The following is a 17,868-nucleotide window of genomic DNA, read 5'->3' as shown; positions in this document are numbered from 1 at the left end:
CGATGTTCGCCTCGCCCGAGGACGCCCGCACCCGACTCGGCGCCGTCGACTACCTGACCGACCCCGGCATCGCCACCGCCGTGTTCCTGGCCGACGCGCTGGGCAAACCACTGCTGATCGAGGGCCCGGCGGGGGTCGGCAAGACCGAGCTGGCCAAGGCGGTCGCCTCGGCCGCGTCCGCCGAACTGATCCGCCTGCAGTGCTACGAGGGCCTGGACGAGTCGCGCGCGCTGTACGAGTGGGACTACCGCAAGCAACTGCTGCGGATCCAGGCGGGTGTGGACGGGTGGGACGAGGCGCGGGCCGGGATCTTCGCCGAGGAGTTCCTGCTGGCCCGGCCGTTGCTCACCGCGATCCGCCGGGACGAGCCGACCGTGCTGCTGATCGACGAGACGGACAAGGCGGACGTCGAGGTCGAGGGGCTGCTGCTCGAAGTGCTCTCCGATTTCCAGGTCACCATCCCCGAGTTGGGCACGATCACCGCCTCGCGGCGCCCGTTCGTGGTGCTCACCTCGAACGCGACCCGCGAGCTGAGCGAGGCGCTCAAGCGGCGGTGCCTCTACCTGTACATCGACTACCCGACGCCCGAGCGCGAGCGGGACATCGTGCTCACCCGGGTGCCCGGGATCCGCGCGCAACTCGCCGAGCAGGTGGTGCGCACCGTCGCGTCGTTGCGGGCCCTGGAGCTCAAGAAGGCGCCCTCGATCGCCGAGACCCTGGACTGGGCCCGGACGTTGATCGCGCTGTCCGCCGACGAGTTGGACGAGGAGACCATCGCGAGCACGCTCGGCGTCGTGCTCAAGCACGCCTCCGACCACACGCGGGCCGTGAAGGAACTCGGCCTGCCCGGCATCGGCGGCTGATCGCCGATGTCCCTCCTGGATCGACACACCGGCTTCGTCCGGGCGCTGCGACACGGCGGGTTGCCGGTGTCGCTCGCCGAAGGACTCGACGCCGCCCGCGCGTTGACCGTGCTCGACCTCGCGGACCGGGAGACGCTGCGGGCCGCCTACGCGGCGTCGCTGTGCAAGCGGCACACCCACCGGGCGGTCTTCGACACGCTGTTCGAGCTGTGGTTTCCGGTGGGACCGGCGGCCGAGACCGAGGCCGATGCGGCGGACCCGACCGACGAGCAGCCGGGCGGCGCGGCCGAAGGCGGGACCACCGCGGACGCCGAGGAATTCCGCGACCGGCTGCGCGAACTCCTGCTCGGCGAGGACGACATCGCGCTGCGCCGACTGGCCCGCGAGGCGGTCGGGCGGTTCGGCGCGTTCGACGGGCCCTCGGGCGCCTCGTGGTCCGCGCACCTGGTCGGTCGGGCGCTCGACCCCAGGACGCTGATGGCCGGCCTGCTGCGCGCGGTCCTGGGCGGGCAACTCCCGGGCGGGGTGGCCGAACGCAACGCGCGGCGGATGATCCAGGCCCGGGTGGACCGGCTGAACGAGCACGTGCTGGCCGACGTACGCCGCCGGCTCGCCGAGGAGCGCGGCGTCGAGCGGGTCGCCGAGACCGCGGTCAAGCCGGCCGTGGAGAACCTGGACATCCTGCGCGCGAGCCGCACCGACCTGATCGCGCTGCGCCGGGAGATCCAACCGCTCGCACAGCGGCTGGCCACCCGGCTGACGATCCGGCAACGCGCGGGCCGGCACGGCCGGCTGGACTTTCGCCGCACGGTGCGCGCGTCGTTGTCCACCGGCGGGGTGCCCCTGACCACCCATCACCGCCCGCGCCGGCCGCACAAACCCGAGCTGGTGGTCCTGTGTGATGCCAGCGAGTCGGTCTCCTCGTTCGCCCACTTCACCCTGATGCTCGCCTATGCGCTGCGCGAACAGTTCGCCCGGGTAAGGGCGTTCGCGTTCATCGACACGGTGGACGAGGTGACCCGGTTCTTCGAGAGGCCGGGCGGCGACGTTACCGAGGCGATGCGCCGATTGACCGCCGAGGCGAATCTGGTGCGGCTGAGCGGACACAGCGACTACGGACACGCGTTCAACGTCTTCGTGCAGCGCTACGGCGACGTGATCGGCCCGAAGTCCTCGTTGCTGATCCTGGGCGACGCGCGGAACAACTATCAGGACCCGGCCCTGGCGGCGCTCGCGGCGATGGTGACGCCGGCCCGGCACGCGTGGTGGCTCAACCCCGAGCCGGAACGGGACTGGGACACCGGCGACTCGATCGCCGGTGTGTACGGCCGGCGGATCTCCATGATCGAGTGCCGCAACCTGACCCAACTGGGCCGATTCATCGGCGAACTGGCCTGATCCCGAACCATGTGCGGTGGCCTCGGCGACGCTGCGATGGTCGGGCGCGCGAAGGGGTCCGCGGAGGCGGGTGCGTTCGAAAGCGGTTTCGACGAACGACCCTTCGCGGAGTTCGCACAACCGCTCGATCGTCGCCGGTTTGTCGCCGCCGACTCGCCGGGCCGAAGCGGCCGACGGTCGGGCCGAACCTGTCAGGCTCGACGGCATGGACCCCCATCACATCGCCGTGGACTACTGGGACAACGCCTACGCGGACGGGATGTACGCGGACATCGGGCCCGATCCGTTCGTGGACCGCATCCTGGCGGTCGCCTCGCCGGGCACCTCCGGCGTCGAGATCGGCTGCGGCAACGGACGCAACCTGATTCCGTTGACCCGCGCCGGCCTCGACCTGATCGGGGTCGACCCCTCCCGCACCGCGTTGGACCAACTCGCGGCGCGGGCACCGGAGTCGACGCTCGTCCACGGCACCCAGGAGGATTTGCCGGCCGGTCGACGCTACGACCTGGTGATCGGCATCCAGGTGCACCAGCACGGCACCCGGGCCGCCGCGCGGGCGCTGCTGCGCGGCTCGCTCGCCCGGGTCGCGCCCGGCGGCCTGTTCGCGCTGCGCACCGCCTCCGCCGACACCGAGGCGGTCGAGGCGCACGAGACGTTGGACACCGACGAGGACGGCGGTCGCACCTTCCGCTACCTGGCCGGCTTCAAGGCCGGCCTCACCGTGCACTACTTCGGACGACTCGAACTGGAGTTGCTGCTGGCCGACTTCGAGCCGGTCCTGCCGCTGCGCGCGGAACACACCGAGCGCCGCGACCCGCCGCCGGGGCGCTGGGCGCACTGGGAGACCATCGTCCGCAGGCCGACGTGATCACCCTTGCGAGCGTGAGCGACCTGGGCTAGAGATCATCCGAAGGCCGAAGATCGTCCGCGGGTCGGGGAACGTCCGCGGGCCGGAGATCGGCCGAACCGGATCGACCACGAAGGAGCCCGGCATGACGGTGACCACCGAGCGGCGCGGACGGGTGCTGGTCGTCGCGATCGACCGCGAGGCCAAGCGCAACGCCATCGATCAGCGGGTCGCCGACGGGATCGAGGCCGCCCTCGACCTGCTGGAGGACGATCCCGAGTTGTGGGTCGGGGTGTTGACCGGCACCTCGACGGTGTTCTCGGCGGGTACCGACCTGGCGGCCGGCTTGAGCCCCAAGGGCGAGCGCGGCGGCGAGTACGGCGTGATCCGGCGGCAGCGGACCAAGCCGCTGATCGCCGCCGTGGAAGGCTTCGCGCTGGGCGGCGGCTTCGAGATCGTGCTCGCGTGCGACCTGGTGGTGGCCTCCGCGGCGGCGCGCTTCGGGCTGCCCGAGGTCAAGCGGGGCCTGATGGCGATCTGCGGCGGGACGTTCCGGGCACCGCGGGCCCTGCCGCTGAACCTGGCCCGGGAAATGTTGCTGGTCGGCGATCCGCTGCCCGCCGAGCGGCTGTATCAGGTGGGCGTGGTCAATCGGTTGACCGAGCCGGGGCAGGCGCTGGCGGGCGCGGTCGAACTGGCCGAGCGCATCTGTGCCAACGGCCCCGTCGCGGTGCGCGCGAGCCTCGCGGCGGTCGAACACGTGGTCGCCGCCGACGACGAGGCGGGCTGGGCCGGCACCGCGACGGGATTCGCCGCGATCGTCGCGTCCGAGGACATGAAGGAGGGCGTCGCCGCGTTCCTGGCCAAGCGGGCGCCGGAATGGACCGGCCGCTGACCGGCTACACCTCCACGTCCGCGGCCCGGCCATCCGTCATCCGCAACAGTTCCGCGTAGGTGGTCGGGTACATGTGGTTGTGGTCGCCGGCGCCGGCCCAGACCACGTCGTGCTCGGCCAACCAGGTGTCGACCAGGGTTCGGATGCGATGCGGATGGCCGACCGGGGCCACCCCGCCCACCTCCTGGCCGGTCGCGGAGAACACGAAGGCCGGGTCGGCACGGCGCAGCTTGCGGATGCCCAGGAGGCGGGAGACCACCCGGGTGTCGACCCGGTGCGCTCCGCTGGTGATCACCAGCAGCGGTTGGCCGTCGGCGGAGAACACCAGGCTGTTGGCGATCGCGCCCACCTTGCAGCCCAGCACCTCGGCGGCGGCCGCCGCGGTCGGCACCGTCTCGGCGAATTCCCGGATCTCTCCCGTGGCATCGAGCGCGCGCAGCGCCTCGGCGACCTTCTCGACCGGCGTGTTCATGAGGCGAGGGTAATACGCCCGCAGTGCTACGTTGACCGGCCATGACAGTCCTTCGCCGGGTGCTTTTGATCAGTGGATCCCTTCGGGCGCAGTCCACCAACTCCGCGCTGGTGCGCACCGCCCGGGAGGTCGCGCCGGCCGGCGTGCACGCGGTCGTGTTCGACGGCCTCGCCCGCCTGCCGCACTTCGATCCGGACGCGGACCGCGAGCCGCTGCCGCCGGCCGTGGTGGAGTTGCGCGCCGCGATCGAGGCCGCCGACGCGGTGTTGTTCTCCACGCCCGAATACGCCGGCGCGCTGCCCGGGTCGTTCAAGAACCTGCTCGACTGGACCGTCGGCGGCGTGGAGACCAGCGAGAAGCCGGTCGCCTGGATCAACGCCTCCACCAACCCGGGCGGCGCGACCAAGGCACACGAGTCGCTGCGCATCGTGCTCGGCTACACCGGAGCCGACGTCGTTGACGCGGCCTGCGTGCGCGTGGGCGTGGCCCGCGACGCGGTGGGCCCGGACGGCCTGATCGCCGACCCGCGGGTACGCGACGGCATCATCGCCGCGTTGACCACCCTCGCGCGGGCGGTCCCCGCGCGCACCTGACGCCCGGGCGCCCCGCCGCCCGCCCGCAGCCGGGCTGATCGATCGTCAGAAGTGGTCTGCCCAACCGCGTTTCGTCGCTCTATGCTGACCCCGCCATCGAGACGGGGGTTGCGCGTGCCTGTGATCGTGATCGCTCTGGGGATCGTCTTTCTGGTCGACATCCTGCGGGTGTGGTTGCCCTCGCTGATCACCGTCTACGGGGACGCCGGGGCCACGCCCGCCGAACAACTGGGCCTGTTCGCGCTCGCCTGGTTCGCGGTCGCGTTCGCCGTGGTGCCGCTGTGTCGGCGGGTCGGTGGGCGGCCGGTCGCGGTCCTGGCCGGGGTGGCGATGGTGATGTCGCGGTTGTGGCTCCAGTTCACCGACGGCGGCGACGCGCAGCTCTACCTGGCCTGCCTGGCACTGGTCGCCGGACTGTGTTGGCTGATCGCGGTGGCGCACACCGGCTGGGACGCGGGCGTCGGGGTCGTGGCCGGCCTGGCGGTGGCGGTGGCGCTGCACGCGGGGCTCGGCACGCTGGACCCGATGTGGCTGGAGGTCTGGCGCGGCTGGGCCGTCCTGGGCACGCTCGCCGTGTTGTTCGTGGCCGCGCAGGTGTGGATACCGGCGCCGGCGCGGCCCGTGGCGCAGCCGATCCTGTGGGCCGTGCTGGGACCGGCGTTGTTCCTCACCGGCGTGTTGTTCGGCAATGTCGGTGTCGCGCACGCGGCGGCCGGCGAACCGCGCTGGGGCGTGCCGGTGCTGGTCGGCGCCTGGGCACTCGCGGTGCCGGTGTCCCGGCTGCGCGGCCGGTGGGTGTGGCCGCTCGGCCTGGCCTTCCTGGTGGCGGGTGTGGTCGGCGCGGGCTACCTGGAGACGAGCGCGCACGAGGGGATCGTCGGCCTGGCACCGGCCGGCGCGGCAGCTTGGCAGGCCCTCGGCGTGCTCGGCCTGGGCCTGGTCCTGGGCGACGCCGCCGGGCGGGTGCGACCGGCCGTGCGTTGGGCGCCGGCCTGGAGCATGGTCGGCTTCTTCGTGCTGACCTTCCTGCACTACGCCCGCTACGACATCGAGATCGACGTGTTGGCTCGCGGCCGGGTGTTGCTCCTGGGCGTGTTCGCGCTCGCGGTGCCGGCCGGCCTCGCGGCGCTGCGCGATCGGCGCGCGCCCGCCCCGGCCGAGCCCGAGGCTGCGCCCGCCCCCGCGCGTGCCCGCGGCCGCACGGTCGCGCACAGCGGCGGGCACGGGGGAGTCCGCTCCGATGTGCCCCTGGGCGGCCGGGCCCGAGCCGGTCAGGGTGCGCAACGGCCCGGCCGGCGGCCCGGCACGCGTCCCGGGGCCAAGCCCGCGCCCGGTCGCGCGGGCAATCGGCCGGGAGCTCCCGCCGCGCCCGCGCCCGGTGCCGCCGGCGGCCGGAAGCCGGATCGGCCGTGGGACGTCCCGCCGCCGCCGTCCCTGGCCGAGCGGCTGCACGCGCCACTGGCCCTGGCGACGGTGTTTCCGGTGGTGATCGCGCTCGCCGCGTTCGGGCTGCGCCCGGCCGCCGGGTCGGCCCCGGTGTCGGACGCGGCGGCCGGGACGTTGCGGGTGGTCACGTACAACATCCGGATGGGGTACGGCGTGGACGGTCGGTTCGATCCGGACCGCACGGCGGACACGATCCGGGCGCTGAAGCCGGACGTGCTGGTGCTCAACGAGGTGGACCGGGCCTGGTTCCTCAACGGCGGCCACGACGTGCTGACGCTGCTCGCCCGCCGGCTGGACCTGCCGTACCGGTTCGCGCCGGCCGCCGATCCGCAGTGGGGCGACGCGGTGCTCACCCGCAAGCCGATCCGGCACCTGGAGTCGATCGAGTTGCCGGCCGGCGGTGCGCCGACCGGTGCGCAGGCGCTCGGCGTGGTGATCGAGGCGGCGCCCGGCAGGTCGGTCGCGGTGGTGTCCACACACCTTCAGGACGTGGACGACAAGGTGCCCCAGGCCCAGGCCGAGCGGGCCGCGGAGTTCGCCGTGCGCCTGGGCACCTCGGCGCCGGTGGTGGTACTCGGGGACATGAACGCGACGATCGACAGTCCGCAGTTGAAGGCGTTCACCGGCCGGGGACTCGTGGACGGGCTGGCCCGGGCCCGGCCGATCCGGACCTACCCGGCGGACAAGCCGAAGAAGGAGATCGACCAGGTGTTGGTGGACGCCCGGTTGCGGGTCGCGGCCGTCGACTCGCCGCCGTCGACGGCATCCGACCACCTGCCCGTGGCGGTGACCCTGCTGTACTGACCCGCCCCCAGCCCCCACTCGGCGCGGGCGTGAGCGGCCCGGGTCACCCGCGCGGCGGCCTTGTCGGCACCGAATGTGGGCACCGTCCTTCGGATGGCCACCGCCGGGGGTGGCTCCGGAGGAGGGGTGTGGGCCGGTGACCGAGCGCGAGGAGCCCGATCCGCATCGCTGGCAGGCGCTCGCGGTCTGTCTGATCGCGGGGTTCATCACGCTGCTGGACGTGTCGATCGTCAACGTCGCGCTCCCCTCCATCCGCGCCGGCCTCGACGCGAGCGTCAGCGACATCCAGTGGGTGTTGTCCGGCTACGCGCTGACCTTCGGGCTGGCCCTGGTGCCGGCCGGCCGGATCGGCGACGCGCGCGGTCGCCGGATGATGTTCATGACCGGCCTGGCCCTGTTCACCGGGGCCAGCGCACTGTGCGGCGCGGCACAGACGTCCCTGTGGCTGGTGCTGGCCCGCCTGCTCCAGGGCATCGCCGGTGGCCTGCTCACCCCGCAGGTGTCCGCGCTCATCCAGCAGATGTTCTCCGGCCGTGAACGCGGCCGTGCGTTCGGCATGTTCGGCACGGTGATCGGCATCTCCACGGCCGTCGGCCCGCTGCTCGGCGGCCTGATCATCAAGGTGTTCGGTGCCGACGAGGGCTGGCGCTGGGTGTTCTACGTCAACCTCCCGATCGGCATCGTCGCCTTCGTGCTGGCCCGGCGGTTGTTGCCCGGTCCCGACCACGCGAACCGGGCGTGCCTGCGCGATCTGGATCCGATCGGCGTGCTCCTGCTCGGCTCCGGCGTGGTGTTGCTGTTGTTGCCGCTGGTCGAGGAACGCCAGTGGCAGGGCTCCGCCAAGTGGCTGTTGGTGCCGATCGCGGCGATCTTCTTCGGCGCCTTCGTGCTGTGGGAGATCCACCAGGGCCGGCGCGGTCGCCAACCGGTGGTCGACCTGGCGCTGTTCAAGGTCCGCTCGTACACGCTCGGCCTGTTGGTGATGCTCTTCTACTTCGCCGGATTCACCTCGATCTTCTTCGTCTTCACCCTCTACTTCCAGTCCGGCCTGGGCTACAGCGCGCTGCTGGCGGGCCTGGCGATCACCCCGTTCGCGCTCGGCTCGGCGCTGGGCGCGTCGATCGGCGGGCGCCTGGTGAACCGGTTCGGTCACGCGCTGGTGACCGGCGGGTTGCTGATGGTCGTGGTCGGTCTGCTCGGCTCGATTCTGGCGGTGTACGAGGTGCCGGGGCACCACGTCGGTTGGATGCTGGTGGCGCCGCTGCTGTGTGCGGGGCTGGGCAGCGGTCTGGTGATCTCGCCCAACCAGACGCTGACCCTGGCCGAGGTGCCACCCGTGCAGGGCGGTGCGGCGGCCGGGGTACTGCAGACCGGACAGCGGATCGGCTCGGCGACGGGCATCGCGGCGGTCGGCGCGGTCTTCTTCTCCCAGCTCGCCGACGAGCGGGGCCGGGACTGGGCCGAGCCGCTGCGGCACGGGCTGACGGTCTCGGTGGGCTTCGTGCTCGCCGCGTTCGTGGTCGCCTTCCTGGACCTGCGCAAGGGCCGCGCCCCGTTGCCCCGATAGGGACCGGGAATCGTCCGGGCCACCCGGTAGCGTCCGGGCATGACTTTCGACATCCACGCGGCACTGCCCGCCGCGCTCGCGGACCGGGCCGGGGCCTGGGCGTTCATCCGTGCGTTCGCCGCCGACCGGGGCGGGGCGATCGAGGCCGCCGACGGGTACGACCCGGCGGAGCTGGACGCGAGTGCCGCGCGCCTGGGCGTGGAATTGCCGAGCGCGCTGCGGGAGCTGTACGAACTCCTGGGTCGGCGGGTGGACCTGACGAGCAACCACGACGTGCTGTTGCCGCCGGACAAGCTCTACGTCGAGGACGGCGTGCTGGTCTTTCGCGAGGAGAACCAGGGCGTCGCGTGGTGGGGGGTGCGGCCGGGCGGGGACGATCCCGCGGTGCTGGCGGCGTACGACGAGGCCGAGCCGGCCGCCGAGCGCTGGTCGGCCTGGTTGCCGCGCTTGTCGGTCGCGGCGGTGGAGATCGTGCTGTCCGAGGTGCTGCTGTTCGACGACGAACTCGTCGAGGCGATCGAGTTCGCGCCCGAGGAGATCGAGCGACTGCCGGCGGAGACGCGCGAGTTGCCGTTCCCCGGCTATCCCGAGTGCGAGGAGCCCGGGAACCGGGTGCGCTGGTTCGCGGGCCCCGACCTGCTGGCCCGCTACGACGGCGCGATGATCGTGTTCCGCGCACGCACGGAAGAGCACTTGGACCGCTTCTTCGACACGGTCTGCGACGAGGACGACGAGGACGAGCCGGTCGCCTGACCCGGCGCGCCGAGGCTCGACGCCCCCAGCGGGACGTCGAGCCACGGTCGTGTGCCGCGATCGCGATCAGAATTGGCTGTTGCGGAACGGCTCCTTCGGCCTGCCCAGGTTCGGCTTGCCGAGCACGTCCTTGGCCGACAGCGCGTAGATGCCGTGGTTGGTCAGCACCCACACGACGTTGCGGTCCCACTCGACGTAGACGCCGTGCGTCTGGTTGCCCATCGCCCACTCCGGGAACGTGCCGTCCTCGGTCGGCCAGTCCCGGGTCTTGGTGCCGAACGCCTTGGGCACGAAGTACGCCTCGATCTCCGGCCGGGCCGGATTCTTGACGTCGAAGACCTGGGCGCCCGCGTTGTAGAAGCCGTACACCAGCGTGCCGTCGTCGTGGCGGCCCGGATTGGTGTAGTAGCCGGTGCGCTTGGGGCCGAAGCTGCCCCGCCGCTGGCAGTAGTCGGTGACCCCGGCCGACCTGGGCGGCGTGGGACGGGGCAGTTGCCCGACGATTCGGGGGTTGGCCACGTCCCGCGCGTCGATCTGGTAGATCGGCTTGTACGGCTCGTAGCAGTCCTCGGTCAGCGGATAACCGGAGAGGTAGATCATCCCGGTCTTCTCGTACTGCGACACGTCGATGTTGTCGCCCTCGGTACCCGCCACCGACGGCGGCAGGTCCACGTGGCCCACCTGACGCAGGTCCGCCGGGTTCGAGATGTCCAGGACGGTCATGCCCAGGCCGCCCTGCACCGCGAAGCCGTATCGACCGCCCTGCTCGACCGGCTTGGGCACGAACAGCGACATGCGCGCACCGAGCCAGCTCGTGCGATTGCCACAGCGCGGGTTCCGCGCGTACGCGTCGTCCTCGCCGGCGACCTGTCCGGGCAGATGCCAGGTGTCCAGGAGCCGGGGCGCGGCCGGGTCGGACATGTCGTAGGACTGATAGCCGGCCGAGTGCAGGTTGGTCGGGTACTCGGTGTTGGCGAAGGTGTCGTTCGGCGCGACGGCGATGAACATGTACTTGCGGCCGTCCCAGTACGGCACGTCCAGCGAACCGGAGCCCTGCTGGGCCTTGGTCGGGTCGCTGTTCAGCGGATTCGGCTGGGTCGAGTCGGTGCTGACGGTCGAGATCAGCCGCCAATCGGCCTTCCGGGGGCCGTCCAGGCGGTAGACCTTGAAGCCCTTGAGCCCGGGCTTGGTGCGCAGCTTCGCCACGCCCTCGGGGTTGCCGTACTTGTCGTGGCCCGGCTCGTCGGTGAGTTCGCCGATCTGCCGCTTGTCCTCGAAGGACTGCACCATCACGTAGGCGTTCAGCCGCTTGTTCCACTGGATCGTGGACGCACCCCAGTAATCGCCCGCCGCCCAGGTGCCGTTGGCCTTGAGCTCGTCGCCGCCCACGTCCTCACGGGACATCCGCTCCACCACCGTGACGTGCTTGACGTCGGTGATGTCGTAGACGCGGCCCTCGGAACGGTCGTACTGGAACATGTACCGGCGTCCGCCGAAGTCGACGATGTTCTGCCAGGTGTGGAAGAAGTCCGGCGTGAAGTCGTAGCCCTCGTAGGCGGCTTCGACGTTCATGTTCTTCACGTACTGCCGGCCGTCGTAGTCGGCGCGGCGCCCCGGGAAGGGGTGCGGGTTCTCCTCGTCGAGCGGGGTGGACGCGGGAGCCAGGAACGAGCCGTCGAGCTGCATGCCATAGGAGTTCGGGTCGGCCGGCTGCGGTCGACGTTCCTGGCAGACGAACGGGATGTTCGGGTCCTGTCCGGCAGCCGCGGCGGTCGCGGTGCGCGGTGTGGAGCCGGCGGCGGTGCGGCCGGGGTCGCCCAGGTAGGTGCTGCCGGTGACGGCCACCAGGGCGGCCATCGCGATCGCACCCGATCTGCCGTATTTCCGGGCTCTGTCGGCTCTGCGGGAGCCGTCGGATCTGCCGGCTCTGTTGCCGAGGGTGGGTGTGCTGCGCATCTGACGAACCTTCCGACACGGGACAATGACGGGGAAGTGCGCTGGCGGTGCGGCGGGGGGAGCGCGCCGTGATGGCCGGCCGAACCGCCCTCGTCACCTCTTCGCAGGCGAAGCCGACCTTCTGCGAAGAAACCCGACCGGTGACCCCGGATGCTCCGGTGTCCCCGGGTGTCGGTCGAGGACCGCGGTGTCGACGGACCGGCCCGCTCCGCCACGCGGAACGGATCGGCGTCGGGACCGAACAACGACGGCGCGCGGACTCGATCCGGCACCCGTACCCGGCACCGTGCCTGCGGCACCGGACGGATGGCTCGTCAAGAAGCTGTCGCCACGTGCATGATGGCTGCGCCGGCGCATGTCCATCCAATGCCGATCCGGCGCCACTGCATCACCAAACAGGTATGCGTGCCCGTCCGGTACGCAACACCGAACCGGTACGGGAGCCTGCGTGGACCTGCTCGACGGACGCCTGAAGTTCCGGCATCTGACCCTGATCACGGCGATCGCCGAACACGGGGGAGTCAGCCGCGCGGCCGAGGCGCTGCACCTGACCCAGCCCGCCGCGACCCGCACCCTGCGCGAGCTGGAGACCATGGTCGGCGTCCCGCTGTTCGAGCGCGGCCCGCACGGGATGACGCCCACGCTCTACGGCGACGCCCTGGTCGCCCATGCCCGGGTGATCCTGGCCGAGGTGCGCCGGGCGGGCGACCACATCGCGAGCCTGCGCGAGGGCCAGACCGGTACGGTCACCGTCGGCACGCTGCTCGCGGGCACCAGCGTGCTGCTGCCGCGCGCGGTGTCCGCGCTCAAGCGGGACCGACCCGGGATCACCGTGATCGTCCGCGAGGCCACCTACGACGTGCTGTACCCGCAACTGCTCGCCGGCGAGATCGACGTCGTGGTCGGCCGGCTCGGCCGGGCCGAGGACGCCGGGCGGGTTCGGCAGACCGCGTTGTATCGCGAGCCGATCCGGCTGGTGGTGCGGCGCGGCCACCCGCTCCTGGACGGTGCGCGCGTGCTTGCCGACACGATCGCGCACCCGTGGATCCTGCCGCTCGAACAGACGGCGCTGCGCAGCGAGTTGGCTCAGTTGTTCACCCGCAGCGGGCTGCCGCTGCCGGCCGACCGGGTCGAGTGCACCTCGATCCTGACCGTGCGGGCGCTGCTGCTGGCCACCGACATGATCGCCGCGTTGCCCGAGCTCGTGGTCACCGGCGACGAGCGGCTCGCGGTGCTGCCGGTGCCCCTGGAGTCGGTACGCCGCACGGTGGGCACCACGCTGATGGCGGACCGGCCCCCGACGCCGGCGGTGAGCGCGTTCCTGGCCTGCATCGGCGATCAGGCGGTGGCGCTGCGGGCCGCGCTCGGCGAGGAGGCGGCGCTCGACGTGGACTGAGCGCCGAGGGTGCGCCGGCGCCCGAGCACGCCGGTGCGGCGGGCCGGTGCGCGGAACCGCTGGATCTCCTGGCCGAGCGGGGCTTCGACGTCCGGCACGTGACCCTGCACCTCGACCGGCGCGGTCTGCGGGCCCGGATCGGCGACGAGGAGGCGGTGTCGGCCGGTCGACGGCGGGTCGAGCAGGAGCGGCGCCGCCGGGCGGCCGAGCCGTGGCTGTACGCATGCCGGCACGGATCGGTCGATTCCGGGATATTCCCCGACGGAACGGGTAGCCGGCGACCCGGTTGGGGTGCGACAGTTCGCAGGACGCGGCAACCGTGCCCGGACCCCGTGCCGGCCCCTACCGGATCACGCCGCGTGTGTCCATGGCGCTCGCCCCCCGTGCGGGGGGCAGAGCCTCCCCCCGGGATCGGGGGGCTTGTCGGATCGTCCCGCGGATGGGCGGTCAATAGCGTCGAGACGGCGCCAAGCCACCGCGCTCAGCCGACCATCCTCCCCCCAGATACCGGGACGCCCCATGACCTCGACCGCACCCACCCTGGACCATCCGGAGATATCCCCGCCCACGCGTCGGGGCAGCGACTTCGCGCCGCTGCTCGCCGATCTCAAGGCGGCCGGACTGCTGGAGCGGCGCACCGCCTGGTACGCCCGGATGATCGGCCTGAACCTGCTCCTCCTGCTCGGCTCCTGGGCCGCGGTGGTGTGGGTGGGCGACTCGTGGTGGCAACTCGCCCTGGCCGTTCCGGTCGCGTTGTTCACCACCCGCGCCTCCTTCGTCGGCCACGACGCCGGCCATCAGCAGATCGCCCGCACGGCCCGCACCCACCGGGTACTCGCGCTGCTGCACGGCAACCTGCTGATGGGGATGAGCTGTGGGTGGTGGAACGCGAAGCACAACAAGCACCACGCCAACCCGAACCACCTGGAGAAGGACCCGGACGTCGCGGTCGGCGTGCTGGTCTGGGACGCCGACCAGACCGGCGGGCGGACCGGCGTGCTGGGTTGGCTGACCCGGCACCAGGCCCGGTTGTTCTTCCCGCTGCTGCTGCTCGAAGGGCTCAACCTCAAGGTCAACGGCCTGATGGCGCTCAAGGAGCGGACCCCGCGCGAGCGCCTGGTGGAGGGCTCGGTGCTGGTCGTGCACTACGCCGTGTACCTCTCGGTGTTGCTGATCGCGATGTCCCCGGTCAAGGCGCTGGTGTTCGTGCTGGTCACGCACGCGCTGCTCGGCCTGCATCTGGGCATGGCGTTCGCGCCCAACCACAAGGGCATGCCGATGCCCGAGCCGGGCGTCAAGTGGGACCACCTGCGGCGTCAGGTGCTGACCTCGCGCAACGTCCGGGGCGGCCCGGTCACCGACTGGATGCTCGGTGGCCTGAATTACCAGATCGAACACCACCTGGTGCCGAACATGCCGCGGGTGAACCTGCGCCGGGCCCAGCCGATCGTGCGCGCGCACTGCGACCGGCTCGGCGTGCCCTATCTGGAGACGAGCCTGGTGCGGTCCTACCGGCAGGCACTGGGCCACATGCACGACGTGGGCGCCTCGCTGCGCGCCGAGCGGACCGGGCGCGCGGCCTAGCCACCGCGTCGCCGGCGGGCGGGACGGTCGGCAAAGCGGCGGACACGGGACGGTCGGCAAAGTGGCGGACAAAGGTGCGCACAAACGATTGATGTGTTTTACATCTATCTCTAGGGTGGGGCCGTCCATCCCCCTCCCCACCCAGGAGCGCGTTCCGTGGCCGGCCCCGCCCCAACCCCGCAGGACCCGCGACAACGTTTCCTGGTGCCGGTGCTCGGCTCGTGCGGCATCGTCGCCGCGCTCATGCAGACCGTGGTGGTACCGCTGCTCCCGGACCTGCCCGCGCTGACCGGCAGTTCGGCCTCGACGGTCAGTTGGACGGTCACCGCGACGCTGCTCAGCGGCTCGGTGTGCACGCCGCTGCTCGGCCGCGCGGGCGACATGTTCGGCAAGAAACGCATGCTGGTCGTGGCGATGAGCGTGCTCTCGGTCGGCTCGGTGATGTGCGCGCTGACCTCGGACATCGGCGTACTGATCGTCGGCCGCACCCTCCAGGGCATGGCCACCGCCGTGGTCCCGCTGGGGATCAGCATCCTGCGCGACGAATTGCCGCCGGCCAAGGTCGGCGGCGGCGTCGCGATGATGAGTTCGACGCTGGGCATCGGCGCCGCCGTCGGCCTGCCGCTGGCCGGTCTGGTCGTGGACCACGCCGACTGGCACGCGATGTTCTGGGGCGCCACCGTGCTCGCCCTGGTGGTGCTGGGCCTGGTCGTGCTGGTCGTGCGCGAATCGCCGGTGCGCAGCCCCGGCCGGTTCGACGTGGTCGGCTCGCTCGGCCTGACCGCGTTCCTGGTCTGCCTGTTGCTCGCGGTGTCCAAGGGCACCGCGTGGGGCTGGACGAGCACCCGCACGCTGGGCCTGCTGGCCGCCGCCGTGCTGATCGTGCTCGCCTGGGGGATGCACCAGTGGCGGGTGAGCACCCCGCTGGTGGACCTGCGGGTGACCGCGCGGCCGGCGGTGCTGCTCCCCAACATCGCCGCGTTGTTCATCGGCTTCTCGTTCTACGCGAACAGCCTCTCCACCGCCCAACTGGTGCAGACGCCGAAGGAGAGCGGCTACGGACTGGGCGTCTCGGTCGCGATCGGCGGCCTGTGCCTGCTGCCCGGCGGGGTGATGATGGTCGTGCTCTCACCGATCTCCACCGGGCTGACCGCCACCCGAGGACCCAGGTTCTGCCTCGGCGTCGGCGCGATCCTGCTCGGCCTGGGCTACGTGGTGCGGATCTTCACCAGCCACGAGTTGTGGACCATCGTCCTGGGCGCCACCGTGGTCGCCTCCGGCACGGCGATGTGCTACTCGGCGCTGCCGATGCTGGTCATCCGGGCCATCCCCGCCGCACAGACCGCCGCCGCCAACGGCATCAACGCGCTGATGCGCACGATCGGCCAGGCCGTGTGCAGCGCGGTGGTGGCGGCGGTGCTCACGTCCTACACGATGTCTGTCGGCGGCCACGTGCTGCCCACCCTGCACGCCTACATGGTCGTCTTCGTGATCGCCGGCATCGTGGCCGGCTGCGCGCTCGTGGCCTGCCTGTGCATCCCCGAGCCCGCGGGCCCGACGGCCGCGGCGCTCCCGCTCGAATCGGCGAGCCCCGCCCGGGCCGTCGAGCCCCGGTCCATCGCGGCTACGCCGGACCCAACCGGTCGAACATGATCAGCCCGTCCTCGAACACGGTCAGCTCGCCCACCTTCGCGTCCTTCGCCCGGATCGCCGCGGTGAACGCCTGCTCGTAGGCGAACATCGGGACGTCCTTGGCCAGTTCGCGCTGCACCACGGCGTAGGCCGCGCGCCGGGCCGAGGCGTCGGTGGTGGCCCGGGCCGCGTCCAGCGCCTGGTCCACCGCCGGGTTCTTCCACTGCATGTGGTTGTCCTGGCCCTTGGAGTGCAGGAAGTTGTACAACACCGGCTCCGGGTCGTCGAAGGACAACACGAACTCGCCCGCGTCGAACTGCCGCTGGATCTGCACCTTCTGGAGGTATTGGGTGCCCTCCAGGAACTCGGTCCGCATGGTGATGTTCTTCATCGTGGCCACCTGCGCGAGCCAGTACTCGGCGGTCAGATGCGAGCCCGGGCTGTTGTAGGTGCTGTACGTGAAGGACAGCGGCTTGCCCTCGGCGGCGAGCGCGTCCAGCAGTTGCTGGGCCTCGACCCGGTTGTTCGACGGCAGCGGCGCCTCGGCCGAGGCGAAGTCCGAACCCGGGCGCAGGAACGTGCTCAGCGGCTTGCCGGTGTTGTCGGTGACCACCTTCGCACGGGCCGCCGGGTCCATGATCAACGCGAACGCGCGCCGCGCGCGCGGATCGTCGAACGGCGGCCGGCTGGTGTTGAACAGCGTCATGAAGCCGCCGCTCTTGCCCTCGGTGAGCACCGGCAGGCCGGCCTTCTGCGCGTCGCCGAGCAGCTTGGCCTGCGCCGTGGTCAACACCTGGGCCTGGTTGGCGCCCAGCATGGCCAGCCGCTGTGACTGGTCGACCACCGGCTTGAGGGTCAACTGCTTCAGCGGCGGCCGACCGCCCACCTGCCAGTACCGGGGATTGCGCTCCAGCACCATCTGCTGGTCGCGCACCCAGCTCTTGAGCCGATACGGCCCGGCGCCCACCGGCTTGGCGCCGAAGCCCTTAGGGTCGGCCTTGATCGCTGCGGGCGAGCCGACGAACGCGAGGTTGTGCGCGATCACCTTGTCGAAGTGGGCGTTCGGTGCCGGCAGCGTGACCTTGACGGTCCGGCTGTCGGTAGCGGCTATGCCGATCCCGGCGACCACGCGCGCCTGCAGCGACTTGTTCGCCGGATCCGCGTGCCGCTCCCAGTTGAACTTGACCGCCTCGGCGTCCACCGCGGTGCCGTCGGAGAACTTCAGGTCCGGCCGCAGCCGCAGCGTCCAGACCCGGCCGCCCTCCGCCGCGGTCGCGCTCTCGGCGAGCTGGGGTTGGGCCCGACCGGTCTTGGGGTCGATCCACAACAACACGTCGAACACGGCCGCGGCCTGGGTGCCGCCGGTGATCTGGGACAGGCTCGCCACGATCGGGTCCAGGCTGCGCGCCTCCTGGGTGACCAGGACGGTCATCGAGCCGCGCGCCGAGTCGCCGGCACCGTCGTCGGAGCCGCACGCGGCAGTGGTCAGGATCAGTCCGGTCAACGCGGCGGACAGGGCCGCCTGCCGGATGGGCACGGATCGCACGGTGGTCGCTCCTCGCACGGGCCCACCTGGGTCGGGCAGACCCTGGGTCTCCATGGATGTTGCGTCCGGGGCATCAACGGGGATCAACCTAAGTCCCTCCTGACTCACCGTCAACA

General features: G+C 71.7%; 15 protein-coding genes. 11 read left to right on the top strand and 4 right to left on the bottom strand.

The window, feature by feature from the left end; genetic code table 11:
• Nucleotides 1–2 precede the first annotated feature (2 nt).
• The 4 genes from ACFXMF_RS23290 (at nt 3) to ACFXMF_RS23275 (ending at nt 4,003) form a co-directional block, all read left to right on the top strand.
• Nucleotides 3–863, top strand: a complete 861-nt coding sequence (locus tag ACFXMF_RS23290) for an AAA family ATPase (protein WP_379989887.1) — start codon at nt 3–5, stop codon at nt 861–863.
• A gap of 6 nt (nt 864–869) precedes the next feature.
• Nucleotides 870–2,261, top strand: coding sequence for a VWA domain-containing protein (locus ACFXMF_RS23285; protein WP_379989884.1), 1,392 nt, complete (start codon nt 870–872; stop codon nt 2,259–2,261).
• A 205-nt stretch (nt 2,262–2,466) separates the two neighbouring features.
• On the top strand, nt 2,467–3,129 hold the full coding sequence (locus tag ACFXMF_RS23280) for a class I SAM-dependent methyltransferase (protein WP_360314847.1): 663 nt from the start codon (nt 2,467–2,469) through the stop codon (nt 3,127–3,129).
• A 124-nt stretch (nt 3,130–3,253) separates the two neighbouring features.
• A complete protein-coding gene (locus ACFXMF_RS23275; protein WP_379989883.1) occupies nt 3,254–4,003 on the top strand; it encodes an enoyl-CoA hydratase-related protein in 750 nt (249 codons plus the stop codon).
• A 4-nt stretch (nt 4,004–4,007) separates the two neighbouring features.
• Here the strand turns inward: ACFXMF_RS23275 and ACFXMF_RS23270 are convergent, their stop codons facing one another.
• A complete protein-coding gene (locus tag ACFXMF_RS23270; RefSeq protein WP_360314850.1) occupies nt 4,008–4,475 on the bottom strand; it encodes a YbaK/EbsC family protein in 468 nt (155 codons plus the stop codon).
• Nucleotides 4,476–4,516: 41 nt separating this feature from the next.
• Here ACFXMF_RS23270 and ACFXMF_RS23265 point away from each other — a divergent pair, with 41 nt between their 5' ends.
• From ACFXMF_RS23265 to ACFXMF_RS23250, 4 genes are all read left to right on the top strand, one after another.
• Nucleotides 4,517–5,068, top strand: coding sequence for an NADPH-dependent FMN reductase (locus tag ACFXMF_RS23265; RefSeq protein WP_360314852.1), 552 nt, complete (start codon nt 4,517–4,519; stop codon nt 5,066–5,068).
• Between the two features lie 114 nt (nt 5,069–5,182).
• Nucleotides 5,183–7,318, top strand: coding sequence for an endonuclease/exonuclease/phosphatase family protein (locus ACFXMF_RS23260; RefSeq protein WP_379989881.1), 2,136 nt, complete (start codon nt 5,183–5,185; stop codon nt 7,316–7,318).
• 136 nt (nt 7,319–7,454) lie between these two features.
• Nucleotides 7,455–8,885: an MFS transporter gene (locus ACFXMF_RS23255; protein WP_360314856.1), complete on the top strand. Its 1,431-nt coding sequence runs from the start codon at nt 7,455–7,457 to the stop codon at nt 8,883–8,885.
• Between the two features lie 39 nt (nt 8,886–8,924).
• Nucleotides 8,925–9,638, top strand: coding sequence for an SMI1/KNR4 family protein (locus tag ACFXMF_RS23250; protein ID WP_360314858.1), 714 nt, complete (start codon nt 8,925–8,927; stop codon nt 9,636–9,638).
• A gap of 66 nt (nt 9,639–9,704) precedes the next feature.
• Here the strand turns inward: ACFXMF_RS23250 and ACFXMF_RS23245 are convergent, their stop codons facing one another.
• On the bottom strand, nt 9,705–11,594 hold the full coding sequence (locus ACFXMF_RS23245; RefSeq protein ID WP_380020749.1) for a hypothetical protein: 1,890 nt from the start codon (nt 11,592–11,594) through the stop codon (nt 9,705–9,707).
• A gap of 448 nt (nt 11,595–12,042) precedes the next feature.
• Here ACFXMF_RS23245 and ACFXMF_RS23240 point away from each other — a divergent pair, with 448 nt between their 5' ends.
• Nucleotides 12,043–12,990, top strand: coding sequence for a LysR substrate-binding domain-containing protein (locus tag ACFXMF_RS23240; RefSeq protein ID WP_360314862.1), 948 nt, complete (start codon nt 12,043–12,045; stop codon nt 12,988–12,990).
• Here ACFXMF_RS23240 and ACFXMF_RS23235 read toward each other — a convergent pair.
• Nucleotides 12,933–13,223, bottom strand: a complete 291-nt coding sequence (locus tag ACFXMF_RS23235) for a hypothetical protein (RefSeq protein WP_360314864.1) — start codon at nt 13,221–13,223, stop codon at nt 12,933–12,935. The genes ACFXMF_RS23240 and ACFXMF_RS23235 overlap by 58 nt on opposite strands.
• Before the next feature lie 286 nt (nt 13,224–13,509).
• Here ACFXMF_RS23235 and ACFXMF_RS23230 point away from each other — a divergent pair, with 286 nt between their 5' ends.
• Nucleotides 13,510–14,574 carry an acyl-CoA desaturase gene (locus tag ACFXMF_RS23230; RefSeq protein WP_360314866.1) on the top strand — a complete coding sequence of 355 codons (1,065 nt, stop codon included), beginning with the start codon at nt 13,510–13,512 and terminating at the stop codon, nt 14,572–14,574.
• 243 nt (nt 14,575–14,817) lie between these two features.
• Entirely contained in the window at nt 14,818–16,227 is a 1,410-nt protein-coding gene (locus ACFXMF_RS23225; protein WP_379989886.1) for an MFS transporter, read from the top strand.
• On the opposite strand, the gene ACFXMF_RS23220 is transcribed toward ACFXMF_RS23225, so the two are convergent.
• Nucleotides 16,199–17,752, bottom strand: coding sequence for an ABC transporter substrate-binding protein (locus tag ACFXMF_RS23220; protein ID WP_379989877.1), 1,554 nt, complete (start codon nt 17,750–17,752; stop codon nt 16,199–16,201). The genes ACFXMF_RS23225 and ACFXMF_RS23220 overlap by 29 nt on opposite strands.
• Nucleotides 17,753–17,868 lie beyond the last annotated feature (116 nt).

This window comes from Embleya sp. NPDC059213 (genome assembly GCF_042754445.1).
Classification (GTDB): Bacteria; Actinomycetota; Actinomycetes; order Streptomycetales; family Streptomycetaceae; genus Embleya.
Note: the sequence above shows the minus strand (reverse complement) of the source record. Positions and strands in the feature narration are given on the sequence as shown.

Bases quoted from the DNA above. Each gene is read 5' to 3' on its own strand.
- ACFXMF_RS23270 (WP_360314850.1), bottom strand. From the start codon at position 4,475: ATGAACACGCCGGTCGAGAAGGTCGCCGAGGCGCTGCGCGCGCTCGAT.
- ACFXMF_RS23275 (WP_379989883.1), top strand. From the start codon at position 3,254: ATGACGGTGACCACCGAGCGGCGCGGACGGGTGCTGGTCGTCGCGATC.
- ACFXMF_RS23245 (WP_380020749.1), bottom strand. From the start codon at position 11,594: ATGCGCAGCACACCCACCCTCGGCAACAGAGCCGGCAGATCCGACGGC.
- ACFXMF_RS23285 (WP_379989884.1), top strand. From the start codon at position 870: ATGTCCCTCCTGGATCGACACACCGGCTTCGTCCGGGCGCTGCGACAC.
- ACFXMF_RS23250 (WP_360314858.1), top strand. From the start codon at position 8,925: ATGACTTTCGACATCCACGCGGCACTGCCCGCCGCGCTCGCGGACCGG.
- ACFXMF_RS23280 (WP_360314847.1), top strand. From the start codon at position 2,467: ATGGACCCCCATCACATCGCCGTGGACTACTGGGACAACGCCTACGCG.
- ACFXMF_RS23265 (WP_360314852.1), top strand. From the start codon at position 4,517: ATGACAGTCCTTCGCCGGGTGCTTTTGATCAGTGGATCCCTTCGGGCG.
- ACFXMF_RS23230 (WP_360314866.1), top strand. From the start codon at position 13,510: ATGACCTCGACCGCACCCACCCTGGACCATCCGGAGATATCCCCGCCC.
- ACFXMF_RS23290 (WP_379989887.1), top strand. From the start codon at position 3: ATGTTCGCCTCGCCCGAGGACGCCCGCACCCGACTCGGCGCCGTCGAC.
- ACFXMF_RS23225 (WP_379989886.1), top strand. From the start codon at position 14,818: ATGCAGACCGTGGTGGTACCGCTGCTCCCGGACCTGCCCGCGCTGACC.